Raw genomic sequence first — 14319 nt, forward strand, 5'->3', positions numbered from 1 at the left:
GCGAAAGCCCGCGCTACGGACGCAAGCCGGCCGGGCAGCGACTGACAGGTTAGGTAAATCGTTGGCGTAAATGAATCAATTGCGTGTGGTTGTCGCCAGCGATGCGGCGGAAGTCCTCACTTACGTCCGGGTGCCCGATGACGCGTTGCCAAAACATCGCGGCCCATGTGGCGGCTTGCTGCCAGTGCGACAGCGCCGCCGGCAGTGGCGGTGGTGGCTGGTAGTTGCGGGGCGGCAAACTGCCGTTGCTGGCGGGGCGATACAGCATGGGCAGCATGTCGTAGCTGGGGCAGGGGGTTAGCGGCAAGGCATCGTCGAGAAAAAACGCGAAATTGCCAAAATGCATATCGGTGTTGCCGATCATCTGGCCAAACCACCAGAGCCGTTGTATCTGCATCACTGCATCGACGGTCAGCCAACCATCGCGTTGCATACGCCCGGTAGCCGCGGGCCAGTTGTCGCGCACCCCGTCATGCGCATCGCTCCATGCCGCCAAGGAGACCACGCCGCGTCGGCCATGAGCGCCGATGCGGTCGAAACGGGTCGATTCGAGGCAGAGCCGGCCATCGGACCAGACCAGCTCGCTGGTTGCGCTGGGTTGGCCATGCTCAGCGAGTAATTGGCCAGCCAGGTGTTCGCCGATCAACAGATCGGCCCAGCGCCTGCCCACCGGATTTGCATCGACCCGTTCGGAGAACTTCACGATGACGTGTCGCAGGCTGCCGTCGGCGGCTTCGACGCAAGCGGTGAACTTCGGTTGTTCGCCAGCAGCGGAGGAGCCGATTTGGTCGCCGGCGAGTGTCGCGTCGGCCAGGGCGGCGTAGCGTAGCGCGCGGGCCATGGAAGGTATGGGCACCGCTTCGGCGCGCAGTGCGCGATCCAGCGACGGCTCGCCAAGCACGAAGTTGCCGGGGGCGTCCTCGCCGCGCAGCAAGAGCGCGGCGAGGACGGCGTTTCCGTCCCAGCGCAGGATGTCATCGCCAAGTCCCAGCTCGCGTGCGTAATGCTGGGCAAACATGCGGCCGAGGAAACCTTGCGGGCGCATATCGTCCAGGAACCATGGCAGGCCGGGAAACAAGCCGTCGCTGAATTCGCCGCGTAACCAGTCGGCCGGTTGCTCGATGTCGAGCCAGCATCCATCGCCATGCAGCGCGACCAGATGGCCAAAACTCTGTGGCCGCCCGCTGCTATCGATGCGATAAAGCGGCCAGCGATGCCCCAGCCCGCGTACATCGCGTACGGCCGCATAACGCGTGCGGCGTGCGCGACCGATTTTGACGATCTGATCGCCGGCCCCCGCGAGAAGCCGTGAGACAGTGGGCTGACTGGAACCAAGTACTTCACCCAACTCACCTGCCGTTGCTACCCGGCGGATGCGCAGGGCAGCGAGCAGACGGTCGAGATCAGGCAAGCGGCTATTCATGAATGAATAGATAAATGAATAGATAATTCAAGTCAAGTAAAAATAAATTCAATGGCTTACATTGCTAAAAGCCTACTCAATGAATAGATACTTTAGGCAATATGAGTCTAGCGGCGATAGCTAGAGATATTTTTGGAACCATAGCAACGCCCGCTGCAACACATCGCGCTGATTGGCCGGATTGGCAAAACGGTGTCCTTCGTTCGGGTACACCACTAGCGAAGTCGGTACGTTCTGCGCGCGCAACGCATGCCAAAACTCGAATGATTGCGGTGCCGGGCATTCGGCATCGCGTTCGCCGACTACGACGAGCGTGGGTGTTTTCACTTGCTTGATGAAGTTGATCGCCGAGCTTTTGGCATAGACCTGCGGGTCGTCGTATACCGAGGCGCCGAAGAACGGAGTCATCCACTGGTCGATCAGGTTCTGGCCGTAGTAACTCTGCCAGTTGGCGATACCGGCGCCTGCCACTGCGGCACGAAAGCGCTGGGTTTGAGTTACGCCGAACATGGTCATGAAACCGCCGTAGCTCCAGCCGGTGAGGCCCAGGCGCTTGTCGTCCACGGGGAGTTTTTTCTCGATCGCATCGACGCCGGCGAGAACGTCGCGCAGGTCGCCATAGCCGAAGTCTTTACGATTGGCCTGTACAAAGGCTTCGCCCTGACCATAGCTGCCGCGCGGATTAGGCATGAACACGAAATAGCCGAGGGCGGAAAACGGCACGCCGCCGAAACCGGCATTGGGCCAGCGCGGAGTCACAACGCCCGATGGGCCGCCATGTACATCGACGATCATCGGGTAAGACTTGCTGGCGTCGTAGTCAGGCGGATACAGCAGCCAGCCCTGCATATGTAACCCGTCGCGATCCCACTCGACCGATTCGGTCTTGCCCCAGGCTTGCTTGAGGCCGGCGTTGAGCGCGGTCACCGCCGGTGGTGCCTGCGTGGTCAGCGCACCGGCATGAACTTCCGGTGCCATCGCATAAGAGCTTTGTATGTAGGCAATCCGCTTTTGGTCGCGCGATAGCGATAAAGCCATTTCCGCGCTGCCGTCGCCGATGGTGGCGGGCAGGGTGAACAGCGTGCGGCCTGGCTTAGCCGCGCCGGCGTCGATGCTGTATTCGGCCACTTGACTCTGACCATTGCTGAACTGCGCGACCAGTAGTTGTTGCGAGCCAGTCCAGGTCAGCCACGAAGGCGTGACGTGCGTATCGGGGGTGAGATCGGTCGGTGCCGCGCCGCCGCTGGCGGGGACGCTATAGATGTCGCCACCGGTAAAGCCTTCATCGCTCATCAAGCCGCCGATAAAGGCGATTTGGCTGCCGTCCGGCGACCAGCGCGGCAAGGCCATTTGCAAACCATGCAAGGGACCTTTGACGGTGCTTGGGTCAACCACCGTGTCCGGCGCGGCGTCAGCTTGTGCGCTTTGTACATAAAGCTTGGCGACCCACCAGTTGTTGTCGCCCGGTGGTGGTGCGCCGACATAGCTGATGCGCTTGGCGTCCGGCGACCAGGCGAACTCATAGACATGGGTGTGGGCTGGCGTGAGCTGGCGTATCTCGCCGCCTTCGGCCGAAACCGCGGCCACACGCTGGATCTCCAACCCGTCCACACCAATTTCGCCGAGCGAGGGTCTGGCTGCGGCCAAGGCGCTGGCGCGACGGGTAGCGCCCACGACATACAAAAAGCCCAGGGTCTTACCGTCCTGGGACCAGCTCAGTGCATGTGCATACCCGCTCAGCGTCGCCAGCCGTTTCGGTGCGGCGTCGCTGCCGGTGTCGGCAACGTAGAGATGCTTTTGCTTGGCTTCGGTGCCTGCCGCGCGGTTGCCGCAATCGGAAACAAAGGCCAGATGACGCGAATCCGGCGCCCAGGCCACATCGCTTTCATTGCAACTAAGCGGCTTATCCGACAGGCCCACGTGACGAACCTTGCTACCGTCGATCAGCGCCACCTCGATGGCTGGCCGATCCTGACGGCGTACGACCCAGGCCAGTTGTCGGCCGTCGGGCGACAGCGCCACCGACTCGAACGTGTGTTGTTTGGCCAGCTCGGCGAGCAGGCTTTCGATGCGTGGATCGATGTGCGCGGTGGCGCCGGTAGCGGCCGAGGCGGGAAAGGAGAGCAGGGTTGCCAGCAGCGGAGGTAGTGCACGGGCAATCGTCGGGGCGAGCTTGGGCATGGCAAAACGTCTCCGTGGGGCAAGTCAGACCTGCAAGCTACAGCTTGGTTTGCCGCGATCCAAGTGCAAGACTGTCTGGCCTTGCAAGCCAAGAGCCTCGCTTGATGAGCCATGCCCCTATCCATCTGCGCAGTGCCCACAGTGCCGATGCCGGGCGCGTGGTGCCGTTGCTGGTCGAGGCGATGGATCATGTCGCATTGCAATTGGCTGGCGTCGATACCTGGCAGGCGGCGGTGCCGTTATTCGTGCAGATGTTTGAGGCCGGCGGCAACCGCTACAGCCACGAGTACGTGCTGGTGATGGAGATCGACGGCGATATTGCCGGGGCTCTACTTGCTTATCCAGGGCGTGACGAAGCCGCGCTGGCCAAACCGGTGCTCGCTTTACTACGCGAACGCGACCCGACGGCAGAGCCTCGACACGACATGGAAAGCGCACTCGATGAGTTCTATCTGGATGCGCTGACCGTAGCGCCCGCGCATCGCGGTGGCGGCCATGCGGCGCGCTTGATCGAGGCGGCCTGCGAGTACGCGCTGGAACACGGCCATACTCGCGCCGGTTTACTGGTGGATTTGGATAAGCCGCGCGTAAAGCATCTGTACCAGCGCTTGGGTTTTGCGGTGGATGGCGAGCGGATGGTGGCGGGGCATCGCTACGAGCATATGGTTCGTCACTTGCACGTATGACGCGCTGCTTTCCCCCGCAGAAGAATCGAGCGGGGGAAAGCAAGCAAGGCGGGGACTACTTCGGCGCGTTCGCCGCCGCCGTTTTCGCGGCCAACTTCGCGCGAATCAACGGCATCGCGGCCAAGGTCGCCCGCTCGCCTTCCAGAATCGCCTGATTTTTCTGTTCGAAATCGACCGCACCGATCTGGCCGACCTTCGGTCGGATCACGATGTCGGCGCGGGTCAGCTCTTGCTCACCGAGCTTCTGGCCCATGATGCTGATCGACTGATTGACGATGCCGAGCATGCTGCCGGGATTGCTGCCGCTGGCCTTGCTGGAGATATCCACGGCGATAACCACGTCAGCACCCAATTCACGCGCGGCATCTACCGGCACCGGGCTGACCACACCGCCATCGATGTAGTGTTTGCCGCTGATTTCCACCGGCTCGAACACACCCGGAATACTGCTCGATGCCCGCACGGCTTGGCCGGTATTGCCGCGTACGAACACGGTGCGCTGGCCGGTTTCCAGTTGCGTGGAGACCACCGCCAAGGGAATCTTCAACTTATCCAGCGGGCGATTGCCGACCAGTTGATTGACGAAATCCTGCAGCTTCTGCCCTTGCACCAGGCCACCGCTGAACAAGCGCACGTCGCGGATCTTCGACTCGTCCAAGGCGAAGGCTTGCTCCTGCAACTGAAATGGATCCATGCCGCTCGCATACAGCGCCCCGACCACGCTGCCGGCACTGGTGCCGGAGACCACATCAGGGTGAATGCCGTTGGCCTCCAGCATCTTGATGACTCCGATATGCGCAAAACCCTTGGCTGCGCCACCGCCCAAGGCCAGGCCGATACGCAGCTTGACCGGCGCCTGTGGTACCGGCGGCGGTACGGTCGGCTTGGAGTTGAAGCCGCAGGCACTCAACAACGCGACGGCGAGCAAGGGCAGTACGCGTCGAAAAGGGCGGATGGCGGTCATGCATGGCTCGCAGGTTGAGATCGGTGGGGAGAAAAGCGTGGCCGGCATTGTAGTTGTCTCTTGCTGGCAGGACGGAGGCAACCGGGCGCGCGTTGTCTGCCATTCAAGCCGCGCCGTACAAATGCTCGGCGCGTTGAAACAATAGCCAACTGGTGGCGATGTATTTATCGCCGCCTTGCGGGCGGTTGCCGCGATGGGTGTGGGTGAACGCGGTGGGTGCGATCAACAGGCTGCCGGTGCGCGGTGCAATCTTGCGCTTTTGATGTAGAAACTCGGTTTCGCCTTCGGCGAAGCTGTCATTGAGGTAAATCGTCCACAGCAGATGGCGGTGCAGCGTTTGCGCATGGGTATCTCTGGGATAAAGCTCGCAGTGCCAATACGGGTAGCCGCCCTGGCCGGCACGGTAGCGCTGCAGATTGATCGAGCCGGGCACGAACACTTGCCGCACCAATGCGCCGAGCGCCGCGTCGTCCATCGCTGCCACGTCATCGTTGTTGAGCCGCCGCAGTGCGCCGTTGGCAGGGTCGGGTACTTGCAGCATTAATGGTGCGATCAGTGTGTACGGGTAACGCCGCACGTAGGCGCTAAGGCCGGCCAGCATCGCCAGGTTCAGCGCGGTCTCGGCGTCGCGCCATTCCGGCCGGCTGCTGATGGTGATGTCGCCACTGTCTTTGAGTTCGGGATAAACGCCGCTGCCGACACGCCCCGGCACAGCCTGACCGCTGCGCTCGAAGCGGTCGATCAGGGCGGCACAGTCCGCCGCATCGAGGGCGTTAGGGTAGATCTCGATGAAATCGTCGTTCATGGGCTCAGGCTCTCATAACGCAGCACCGCCGAATTTATAGGTGCGCTGCACGAAATAACTACGGTCTTGGGCATCGGACCACGAGACATTGAGCTTGTACTGCAGCGATCCGTTGTAGAGATAGCTGGCGCCGATAAAGCCGATGCTGGCGTAGTTCGGCAATGGTCCCAGGTGCAGCACCCACGACAGGCTGGCGTTGGCCTTGCTGCGCGGTATGTCATAGCCGCTGTGTACCGCGAACTGGTCGATGCTGGGCGCTGGATCGACTGCCGACTCCCCTAGGGGAGTCGGCAGAGGTTGGAGAAAAACATCAGCCCTGCGCGCCGTCGGCTTCCACGTGGTAGTGGGTTGCCACTTCGACTTCTTTCTTCGAGCCAAGAAACACCGGCACGCGCTGGTGCAGGGCGGTCGGCTGCAAGTCCATGATGCGCTGGCGACCGGTGGTGGCCGCGCCGCCGGCCTGTTCGATGATGAAGGCCATCGGGTTGGCTTCGTACATGATGCGCAGCTTGCCGCCCTGGGCTTTGATCTTGGCGTCCAGCGGGTAATAGAACACCCCGCCGCGGGTCACGATGCGATGCACGTCGGCCACCATCGAGGCGACCCAGCGCATGTTGAAATCCTTGCCGCGCGGGCCTTCTTTGCCCGCCAGCAGTTCGCCGATATAGCGCTGCATCGGCGCTTCCCAGTGGCGCTGGTTGGACATGTTGATGGCGAACTCGGTGGCTTCTTCTGGAATCTTGATGCCGCGGCGGCTCAGGATAAAGCTGCCGACTTCGCGATCCAGGGTGAACTCATGCGTGCCGTGGCCAAAGGTCAGCACCAGCACGGTGGCCGGGCCGTACACCACATAGCCGGCCGCCAGTTGGGTGGTGCCGGGCTGCAGAAAATCCGCGGCCTTCGGCTCGACCACCCCATCGGGGCAGCGCAGCACCGAGAAGATCGTGCCGACCGAGATGTTCACGTCGATGTTGGAGCTGCCGTCCAGCGGATCGAACAACAACAGGTGATTGCCCTTGGGGTACATATCGGGAATCGGCTGCGGGTCTTCCATTTCTTCAGACGCGCAGGCGGCGAGATGACCGCCCCAGGCATTCGCTTCGAGCAGGATCTCATTGGAGATCACGTCCAGTTTTTTCTGTGCCTCACCCTGAATATTCATGCTCAGGGCGTCGGCGGAGCCGGCCATGCCCAGCACGCCGCCGAGGGCGCCTTTGTTGGTGGCTACGGCAATACGCTTGCAGGCGCGGGCCACGACTTCGATCAGTAGAGAAAGCTCGGCATTGACGTGGCCGTCACGGCGTTCCTCGATCAGGAACTGAATCAGCGAAATGGACTTCATGGCAGGCCCGATAAGTAGGGAACGCGCATTGTCCCGGCTCGGCCCGCGCGACGCCAGTCACAGCGCGCCCCTATTCACTGCTGACAACACGTTGGCAGTAGGGGGAGATCAAGCTTTCTTGGTGCGCTGGGCACATCCAAGGAGCTGAAGCATGCTGAATCCGATCATTACCAACTGGTTTGAGATCCCGGTCCGCGAGATGGACCGCGCCATGCATTTTTACCAGACCGCACTGCAGACCAAGCTCAGGCACGAGCCCATGGGTGGCATGGAGCTGGCGATATTTCCCTATGACGAAGCCACTCACGTCACCGGTTCGCTGTTGAAGATGGAGCATTGCGAGCCCTCGATGCAGGGCAGCACGGTTTATCTGAGCGTGGACGATGTGGCGACGGCGCTGACCCGGATCGAAGCGGCCGGCGGCTCGGTGATCGTGCCGCGTACCGTGCTGCCGGAAGGGCGCGGCTGCTTTGCCCAATTCGGCGACAGCGAAGGCAATCGCGTCGGGTTGTGGGCAAAGCAATGAGGGGAGCGGTCATGAATAGGAGAGCGAAGATGCGGGACATCGTGTATTTCCTGGCTTTCGACGGCTTTATCGACTGGGGCGCGGCCCTGGCTTTGTGCGAAATTCGCCGACCGGACGAATGGCGGGTGCAGACCGTAGGCTTTTCGCTGCAGCCGGCAGTATCCATGGGCGGCCTGCGAGTGCTGCCGGAGCTGAGCCTGGATCAACTCGACCTGGATCGCGTCGCGCTACTTATTCTGCCCGGCGGTCACCTATGGGAGCGCGGCCACGGCGACGAAGCAGTGGCGGCCGCACAACGCGTGCATGCGGCTGGCGCGCCAGTGGCCGGTATCGACAGCGGCGTGCTGCCCTTGGCTCGTGCCGGGTTGCTCGATCACTGCCGTCATACCGGCAATTGGCCGGGTCAGATCGGCGTGCATGTGCCCGGTTATGCCGGCGCCGAGCAATACGACCCCACCGTATTGGCAGTGAGCGACGGCGGCGTCATCAGCGCCAGTGAGCTGGGCAGCGTGGAGTTTGCCCACGAGGTGATCCGTACTCTTGATCTCTACAACGCGACGGATCGCGAGCATTGGTATCGGTTATTCAAACATGCCGTCGCGCCGCCGTGGTTCGGTGGCGGAACGGCCGTCGCCGCCTGAGGAGTAGCTCATGAACACCCCCTTGCAGCGTGCTTTGGCTGCGTACCGCCCGCTATACCTGAACGGCTTGCTGATGGACGGTCAATACCGTCTGCCAGCCAAGCCGAAACCGATCCCGCAAACGGCGCCGACCGACCCCTGCCGCGCCGCCGCGATGCCTGGCAAACCGCTTTCTGGAGTTACCGCATGAGCAAGCCCGAGCCAATCAAGTCTGCCCCGATCAAGACCTATCACGGCAGTTGCCACTGCGGCGCGATCCGTTACGAAGCCGATATCGACCTGAGCCTGGGCACCGGCAAGTGCAATTGTTCTTACTGCGGCAAGACCCGGCAATGGGGTGTGATCGTCAAGCCGGAAGCCTTTCGCCTGCTTGCCGGCCAGGACGACCTGACCGACTACCAGTTCGGCACCCTCAGCATGCATCACCTGTTTTGTCGGCACTGCGGCATCCATTCCTATGGGAGCGGTCATCTGGATGAAGTAGGCGGAGCTTTCTATTCCGTCAATGTCGCCTGCCTGGACGATGCGCCGACACAGGCGCTGGTCGATGCACCCGTTCGTTATTTCGATGGCCGCAACGACAACTGGATGTCCGTGCCGGCCGAGACACGTCATTTGTGAACGCACAGGCGCCATGCCCGCGCACCCCCGGCAGCGCCGCTGCGGGGGGTGAACATGACCTCTGTCGCAGGCTATGCGACGCCATCTCGGTCATGATTGGCGGATGCGTCGTGCCGATCGTCTCTTCCTCATCATCCACGCCCTGCGTGGGCGCCGTACTGCGTTGCAGGCGCGGCAGCTCGCCGAGACCCTGGGCGTCTCCCTGCGCACCGTATACCGCGACGTGGCCGACTTGCAGTTATCCGGCGTGCCGATCGAAGGCGAAGCGGGCGTGGGCTACGTGCTGCGCAAGGGCTCGGATATCCCCCCGCTGATGTTTACCGCCGACGAGCTTGAATCGCTGGTGGTGGGCACGCGTTTTGTGCGTGCGTTCGCCGGCGAGCGGCTGGCCCAAGGCGCTCAGGCGGCATTGTTGAAAATCGAAGCGGTGTTGCCGCCTGAGTTGCGTGAGCGTGCCGCGCGTACGCGGATTTACGCGCCGGTCTGGCGGGGCAAGAACAAAAGCCATTTCGCCGTCCTGATCGACCGCTTGCATGCGGCCATCGCCGACGGTCAGGTGCTGCAGTTGGAATACTGCGATGAGGCCGGCCGCAGCAGCATGCGTGAGATCGAACCGCTGTGTCTGGCGTTCTGGGGCGGCAAGTGGACACTGGGCGCATGGTGCCGGTTGCGCGAAGGCTTTCGTAATTTCCGGCCCGACCGGATCGCCGAGTGCACCGCGACCAACGAGCGCTTCGTCGAAGTCGAAGGGCGTGATCTGAACGCCTATCTGCAATCGGTAGGCAGCGAATACGCCAGTATGGAGTAGCTTCTTCGGCGGTTTGAGGGTGTGGCGCACGGCCTGGTCGAAGTTTCCCCCGGCGCGAGTTACGCTCGGCACCACCCAAACCGATGGAGTTGTCGATGTCCACACCGAGCGTGCGTCATCCACTGTTGTCGGTCGCACCCGACAAACTGCGTCCCACCCAGCTCACCGTAGGCAAGGCCGAAGTGGCAGCCAAGCGTGAGGAATGGCGTGGACTGGGCAAAAAGAAGCGCAAAGAACTACTCGCCGCACACTGGTTTCCCGGCATTCTCGGCCCCAAGGGCAAGGTTTATATCGTCGATCACCACCATCTCGGCCTGGCGCTGCTGGAGGAGGGCGTAAGCAGCGTGCCGGTGCTGGTACAGCGTGATTTCTCCTGGCTGGAGCCGGCGGTGTTCTGGCGCAGCATGGAGTTCAATCGATGGGCGCATCCTTACGACGCGCGTGGCCAGCGCACCGCGTATGACGCGTTCCCGGCCAGTCTGGCCAGTTTGACGGACGACCCCTATCGCACGCTTGCCGCACGGGTACGCGTGGCTGGCGGCTGTGCCAAGGACGCCACCCCTTACGCCGAGTTCTTATGGGCGGATTTCTTCCGTAGCCAGCTCAAGATCACCGGTGGCAAGGTGACTGAGAAAGTACTGCAACAAGCGCTGCCGCTGGCTCATAGCCACGCGGCGGCCTATTTGCCCGGCTGGAGCGGCACGATCGGATGAGCGGGCCGGCGGCCGTCATCGCACCAGCGGCAAAGAGCCCGATCGGCATCGATCTGCTGGCCGGGCTTTCGATAGCCGGCCTGCTGTTGCCCGAAGCGGTGGCGTATTCGGGCATCGCCGGATTGCCGCCGCAAGCGGGCGTCATCGCGCTATTCGCCGGCCTGGTTTGCTACGCCCTGATCGGGCGCAGCCGCTATGCCATCGTGTCGGCGACCTCGTCCTCAGCGGCGGTGTTGGCGGCCGGCACATTGGCATTGGCCGGGCCCGACGGGGTTTCGCGGGCGTTGATCGCGGCAACCCTGGTGCTGCTGACCGGCGGCTGTTTCCTGATCGCCAGCGCGGCCAGGCTAGGCGGCTTGTCGCATCTGATCGCCCGCCCGGTACTGCGCGGTTACACCTTCGGCCTGGCTTGCGTGATCGCACTTAAGCAGTTGCCGCATTTGTTCGGGGTGGAGGCAGCGCGTGGTGATTTCGCACCGCGCTTGCTGTTGCTGTTGTTGCAAGAGCTGGCGCAGGTAAAGCCAGCCACCGCAGTGGCCGGTATCGTGGCGCTGCTGTTGCTGTTTTTGTGCGAGCGAATACGCCGGGTGCCGGGCAGCTTGCTGGTGATCGTGCTTGGGGTCGCCGCCTCGGCTTGGCTTGCCCAGCATGGCGTGGCCTTGACCGGCGTGATCCAGTTGACGCCGACCTGGGCATGGCCGAGTTGGCCGACGCAGGGACAATGGATACCCAGCGTGGAGTTGGCGGCAGCGTTGCTGTTGATTCTGTATGCCGAGTCGTACAGCGCGATTCGCAGCTTTGCCCTGAAGCACGGCGACAGCGTCAGTGCGAATCGCGATCTCGCCGCACTCGGCGTAGCGAATATCGTGTCGGGGTTATTTCACGGCATGCCGGTGGGCGCCGGCTACTCGGCCACCTCGGCGAACGATGCGGCCGGCGCCCGCTCACGGCTCTCCGGGCTGGTCGCCGCGGGCACGGTCTTGTTGATGGTGTGGTTGTTGCTGCCGTGGATCGAGCGGATTCCCGAACCGGTACTTGCCGCGATCGTGATCCATGCGGTGAGCAAGTCTTGGCGGTTGTCGGTGTTCACCCCCTATCTGAAATGGAAGCGTGATCGACTGGTGGCCCTGGCCGCGGTGCTGGCGGTACTCACCCTGGGCATTCTCAATGGCTTGCTGGTGGCGATCGCGTTCAGCCTGATGATGTTGCTGCGTCAGCTCGCTACGCCACGGCTCAGTGTGCTTGGCCGGCTTGCGGACAGTCACGACTTTGTCGACATCGCCCAGCACCCCGCCGCGACCGGGCTGCCCGGTGTGCTGATTCTGCGACCGGAGGAACCGCTGTTCTTCGCCAATGCCGAGCCGGTGCTCGCGCTTGCGCGCCGAAGTGTCAGCGAGCAGGCGCAGCTCCATGCAGTGATTGTCAGTCTGGAAGAGTCGCCCGACCTCGACGGCACCGCGCTTGAGGCATTGGCCGATTTCGCCGACTGGCTTAGCGCACGCGGTATCGTGCTGCGGGTAGCGCGCGTGAAAGACATGGTGCGCGAGCTGCTGCTGCGCGCGGCATTACCCCAACTTCCACCACAGGCACTCGATGACTGGAGCGTGGAAGATGCTGTTCGATTGACGGCCACAGCGCCGCAACCGTCAGCACCGCAACCGACTGAGGAATCCATGTAGTGAAGCAGGCAACACGTACGACCCTGGGCTTGGCATTGGCCGCGCTGATGCTGACGACGCCGGCACGCATGGCCTTCGCCGGCGATACGCAAAACACCGACGCGCGCTTTCGCCAGTTGTACCAGCAGGAGTGGAGTTGGCGCACCGGCCAGGCCGGCATCCAGACCTCCGGCGAGGCGCAGCCTAATAACGGGCGCTTGGATCGCGTCGATGCGGCCAGTCAGCAGCAGCGACTGGATCGTTGGCAGCAAGTGCTCAACCAGCTCGACGGCATCGACGTAAAACAACTCTCGGCCGAGGAGCAGATCAACTACGCGGTGTATCGCGCGCAAATTCAGAACCTGCTCGCCGTGCAGCAGTTCAAGCAGTGGCAGATGCCGTTCAACAGCGACTCGGCGTTTTGGAGCGATCTTGGCTACGAGCTGGGCAGTGAAGATCTGCGCACGCCGCAGGACTACCGCCGCTACCTCGATCGCCTCAGTGAGGTGCCGGTCTATTTCGGGCAGCAGATCGACAATATGCGCGATGGCCTAGCGCGCGGCTTCACCGTGCCACGTGCGGTATTGAACGGCCGCGATGTGTCGATTGTCGCGGTGGCCGAGTTGAAGGACCCCACCCAAAGCGGCTTTTATCAGCCGTTTCTGCACCTGCCGGCGAGCATGCCCGCCGCGCAAGCCGAGCAACTGCAGGCCGAGGCACGTCGCGTTATCGCCGATAAGGTGATTCCCGCCTACGCCCATCTGCTCGATTTTTTCCGCAAGGAATACCTACCGCAGGCGCGCACCAGTCTGGCCGCCGAAGCGATGCCCGACGGCAAGGCGTGGTATCGCCAGCAAATCATCGAGTACACCACGCTCGATCAAAGCCCGGACGCCATTCACCAGATCGGCTTGGAGCAGGTCGAGAAAATTCACGCCGAGATGGTCAAGACCATGCAGGCGAGCGGTTTCAAAGGCAGCTTCGCCGAGTTTCTGCACTTCCTGCGCACCGATCCGCAGTTCTACGCCAAGACGCCGGACGAGCTATTGATGCGTAGCGCATGGGTTGCCAAACAAACCGATGCACAGCTTGGCAAGCTGTTTGGCCGATTGCCGCGGCAGCGCTTCGCCATCGTGCCGGTGCCGGCGGACATCGCGCCGTACTACACCTCCGGCCGTGGCGGCGCGAGCAGTTATCTGGTCAACACTTACGACCTCCCATCGCGTCCGCTTTACAACATGCCCGCGCTGACTCTGCACGAGTCGATGCCTGGGCATTCCTTGCAATTGGCGTTGGCGGCCGAGCAGCACGATCAACCGGCGTTCCGCCGCGATGGTTATATCTCTGCTTACGGCGAAGGTTGGGGTTTGTACTCCGAATATCTCGGCAACGAGATGGGCATCTATAAGACGCCGTACGAGCGCTTCGGTTATCTCACTTATCAAATGTGGCGCGCCTGCCGCTTGGTGGTGGATACCGGCATCCATCATCTGGGCTGGAGCCGCAGCCAGGCGATCGACTACATGACACAGAACACCGCGTTGTCCGATCGCGAGATCGCCAATGAAGTAGACCGTTACATCAGTTGGCCGGGCCAGGCGCTCAGCTATGAGCTGGGCTATTTGAAAATGCTGGAACTGCGGCATAAGGCCGAACAGGCACTAGGCCCGAAGTTCGATATCCGCCACTTCCACGACACGGTACTCGCGCTGGGTTCGGTACCGCTGCCGGTGCTGGAACAGCGCATTGATCGCTTTATTGCCGACGGCGGACCTGAACCGGATTTTGGTTGTGATTGCGCAAAGGCCAAGGCGCCCTAGCTTGTATCCGGTGATTCGTCGGCCGATGGCTGAAAATACACATTGAATTCAATGTATTGCCTTAAGTTGGTCGGTGCCTGGCGACACCGACCAACAGCATTGAATGCGCGAGCAGTCAGCGAATTGTGATG

At 62.2% G+C, this 14319-nt stretch carries 15 protein-coding genes; 9 read left to right on the forward strand and 6 right to left on the reverse strand.

Translation table 11 applies throughout. The features are described from left to right. Positions 1-49: 49 nt before the first annotated feature. A complete protein-coding gene (yjjJ, locus tag DVJ77_RS14590; RefSeq protein WP_225428015.1) occupies positions 50-1411 on the reverse strand; it encodes a type II toxin-antitoxin system HipA family toxin YjjJ in 1362 nt (453 codons plus the stop codon). 132 nt (positions 1412-1543) lie between these two features. Continuing rightward, the gene (locus DVJ77_RS14595) at positions 1544-3604 is read right to left on the reverse strand and encodes a S9 family peptidase (RefSeq protein ID WP_114846236.1); all 2061 of its coding nucleotides are present in this window, start codon (positions 3602-3604) and stop codon (positions 1544-1546) included. 104 nt (positions 3605-3708) lie between these two features. Here DVJ77_RS14595 and DVJ77_RS14600 point away from each other — a divergent pair, with 104 nt between their 5' ends. Then, the gene (locus DVJ77_RS14600; RefSeq protein WP_114846237.1) at positions 3709-4290 is read left to right on the forward strand and encodes a GNAT family N-acetyltransferase; all 582 of its coding nucleotides are present in this window, start codon (positions 3709-3711) and stop codon (positions 4288-4290) included. A gap of 55 nt (positions 4291-4345) precedes the next feature. Here DVJ77_RS14600 and DVJ77_RS14605 read toward each other — a convergent pair whose 3' ends face one another. The 4 genes from DVJ77_RS14605 to DVJ77_RS14615 form a co-directional block, all read right to left on the reverse strand. Continuing rightward, positions 4346-5254 (reverse strand): patatin-like phospholipase family protein, encoded by a 909-nt coding sequence (locus DVJ77_RS14605; protein WP_114846238.1) that lies wholly within the window; start codon positions 5252-5254, stop codon positions 4346-4348. 103 nt (positions 5255-5357) lie between these two features. Beyond that, positions 5358-6059: a 2OG-Fe(II) oxygenase gene (locus tag DVJ77_RS14610; RefSeq protein WP_114846239.1), complete on the reverse strand. Its 702-nt coding sequence runs from the start codon at positions 6057-6059 to the stop codon at positions 5358-5360. A gap of 12 nt (positions 6060-6071) precedes the next feature. Next, positions 6072-6437, reverse strand: coding sequence for a hypothetical protein (locus tag DVJ77_RS21135; protein ID WP_162791495.1), 366 nt, complete (start codon positions 6435-6437; stop codon positions 6072-6074). Further along, positions 6370-7401, reverse strand: a complete 1032-nt coding sequence (locus DVJ77_RS14615; RefSeq protein ID WP_114846240.1) for a class 1 fructose-bisphosphatase — start codon at positions 7399-7401, stop codon at positions 6370-6372. The genes DVJ77_RS21135 and DVJ77_RS14615 overlap by 68 nt, the downstream gene beginning before the upstream one ends. Positions 7402-7552: 151 nt before the next feature. Here DVJ77_RS14615 and DVJ77_RS14620 point away from each other — a divergent pair, with 151 nt between their 5' ends. The 8 genes from DVJ77_RS14620 to DVJ77_RS14655 all read left to right on the forward strand — a co-directional run bounded on the left by DVJ77_RS14620 (position 7553) and on the right by DVJ77_RS14655 (position 14188). Then, on the forward strand, positions 7553-7927 hold the full coding sequence (locus DVJ77_RS14620; protein WP_225428016.1) for a VOC family protein: 375 nt from the start codon (positions 7553-7555) through the stop codon (positions 7925-7927). A 29-nt stretch (positions 7928-7956) separates the two neighbouring features. Beyond that, positions 7957-8568 carry a DJ-1/PfpI family protein gene (locus tag DVJ77_RS14625; protein ID WP_114846241.1) on the forward strand — a complete coding sequence of 204 codons (612 nt, stop codon included), beginning with the start codon at positions 7957-7959 and terminating at the stop codon, positions 8566-8568. A 10-nt stretch (positions 8569-8578) separates the two neighbouring features. Continuing rightward, positions 8579-8758: a hypothetical protein gene (locus DVJ77_RS14630; RefSeq protein ID WP_114846242.1), complete on the forward strand. Its 180-nt coding sequence runs from the start codon at positions 8579-8581 to the stop codon at positions 8756-8758. Further along, positions 8755-9189, forward strand: a complete 435-nt coding sequence (locus DVJ77_RS14635) for a GFA family protein (RefSeq protein WP_114846243.1) — start codon at positions 8755-8757, stop codon at positions 9187-9189. Before DVJ77_RS14630 ends, DVJ77_RS14635 begins: the two co-directional genes overlap by 4 nt. A 103-nt stretch (positions 9190-9292) precedes the next feature. Continuing rightward, a complete protein-coding gene (locus tag DVJ77_RS14640; RefSeq protein ID WP_114846244.1) occupies positions 9293-9997 on the forward strand; it encodes a helix-turn-helix transcriptional regulator in 705 nt (234 codons plus the stop codon). Positions 9998-10092: 95 nt separating this feature from the next. Further along, positions 10093-10710 (forward strand): ParB-like protein, encoded by a 618-nt coding sequence (locus DVJ77_RS14645; protein WP_114846245.1) that lies wholly within the window; start codon positions 10093-10095, stop codon positions 10708-10710. Further along, positions 10707-12389: a SulP family inorganic anion transporter gene (locus DVJ77_RS14650; RefSeq protein ID WP_114846246.1), complete on the forward strand. Its 1683-nt coding sequence runs from the start codon at positions 10707-10709 to the stop codon at positions 12387-12389. Before DVJ77_RS14645 ends, DVJ77_RS14650 begins: the two co-directional genes overlap by 4 nt. 47 nt (positions 12390-12436) lie before the next feature. Then, positions 12437-14188, forward strand: a complete 1752-nt coding sequence (locus DVJ77_RS14655; RefSeq protein ID WP_114846353.1) for a DUF885 domain-containing protein — start codon at positions 12437-12439, stop codon at positions 14186-14188. The last annotated feature ends 131 nt before the right edge of the window (positions 14189-14319 follow it).

This window comes from Dyella tabacisoli (genome assembly GCF_003350925.1).
GTDB classification, from domain to species: domain Bacteria; phylum Pseudomonadota; class Gammaproteobacteria; order Xanthomonadales; family Rhodanobacteraceae; genus Dyella_C; species Dyella_C tabacisoli.

Coding starts and splice junctions, on each gene's coding strand:
- DVJ77_RS14595 (WP_114846236.1), bottom strand. CDS start 3,604: ATGCCCAAGCTCGCCCCGACGATTGCCCGTGCACTACCTCCGCTGCTG.
- DVJ77_RS14600 (WP_114846237.1), top strand. CDS start 3,709: ATGAGCCATGCCCCTATCCATCTGCGCAGTGCCCACAGTGCCGATGCC.
- DVJ77_RS14605 (WP_114846238.1), bottom strand. CDS start 5,254: ATGACCGCCATCCGCCCTTTTCGACGCGTACTGCCCTTGCTCGCCGTC.
- DVJ77_RS14610 (WP_114846239.1), bottom strand. CDS start 6,059: ATGAACGACGATTTCATCGAGATCTACCCTAACGCCCTCGATGCGGCG.
- DVJ77_RS14615 (WP_114846240.1), bottom strand. CDS start 7,401: ATGAAGTCCATTTCGCTGATTCAGTTCCTGATCGAGGAACGCCGTGAC.
- DVJ77_RS14620 (WP_225428016.1), top strand. CDS start 7,553: ATGCTGAATCCGATCATTACCAACTGGTTTGAGATCCCGGTCCGCGAG.
- DVJ77_RS14625 (WP_114846241.1), top strand. CDS start 7,957: ATGCGGGACATCGTGTATTTCCTGGCTTTCGACGGCTTTATCGACTGG.
- DVJ77_RS14630 (WP_114846242.1), top strand. CDS start 8,579: ATGAACACCCCCTTGCAGCGTGCTTTGGCTGCGTACCGCCCGCTATAC.
- DVJ77_RS14635 (WP_114846243.1), top strand. CDS start 8,755: ATGAGCAAGCCCGAGCCAATCAAGTCTGCCCCGATCAAGACCTATCAC.
- DVJ77_RS14640 (WP_114846244.1), top strand. CDS start 9,293: ATGCGTCGTGCCGATCGTCTCTTCCTCATCATCCACGCCCTGCGTGGG.
- DVJ77_RS14645 (WP_114846245.1), top strand. CDS start 10,093: ATGTCCACACCGAGCGTGCGTCATCCACTGTTGTCGGTCGCACCCGAC.
- DVJ77_RS14650 (WP_114846246.1), top strand. CDS start 10,707: ATGAGCGGGCCGGCGGCCGTCATCGCACCAGCGGCAAAGAGCCCGATC.
- DVJ77_RS14655 (WP_114846353.1), top strand. CDS start 12,437: ATGCTGACGACGCCGGCACGCATGGCCTTCGCCGGCGATACGCAAAAC.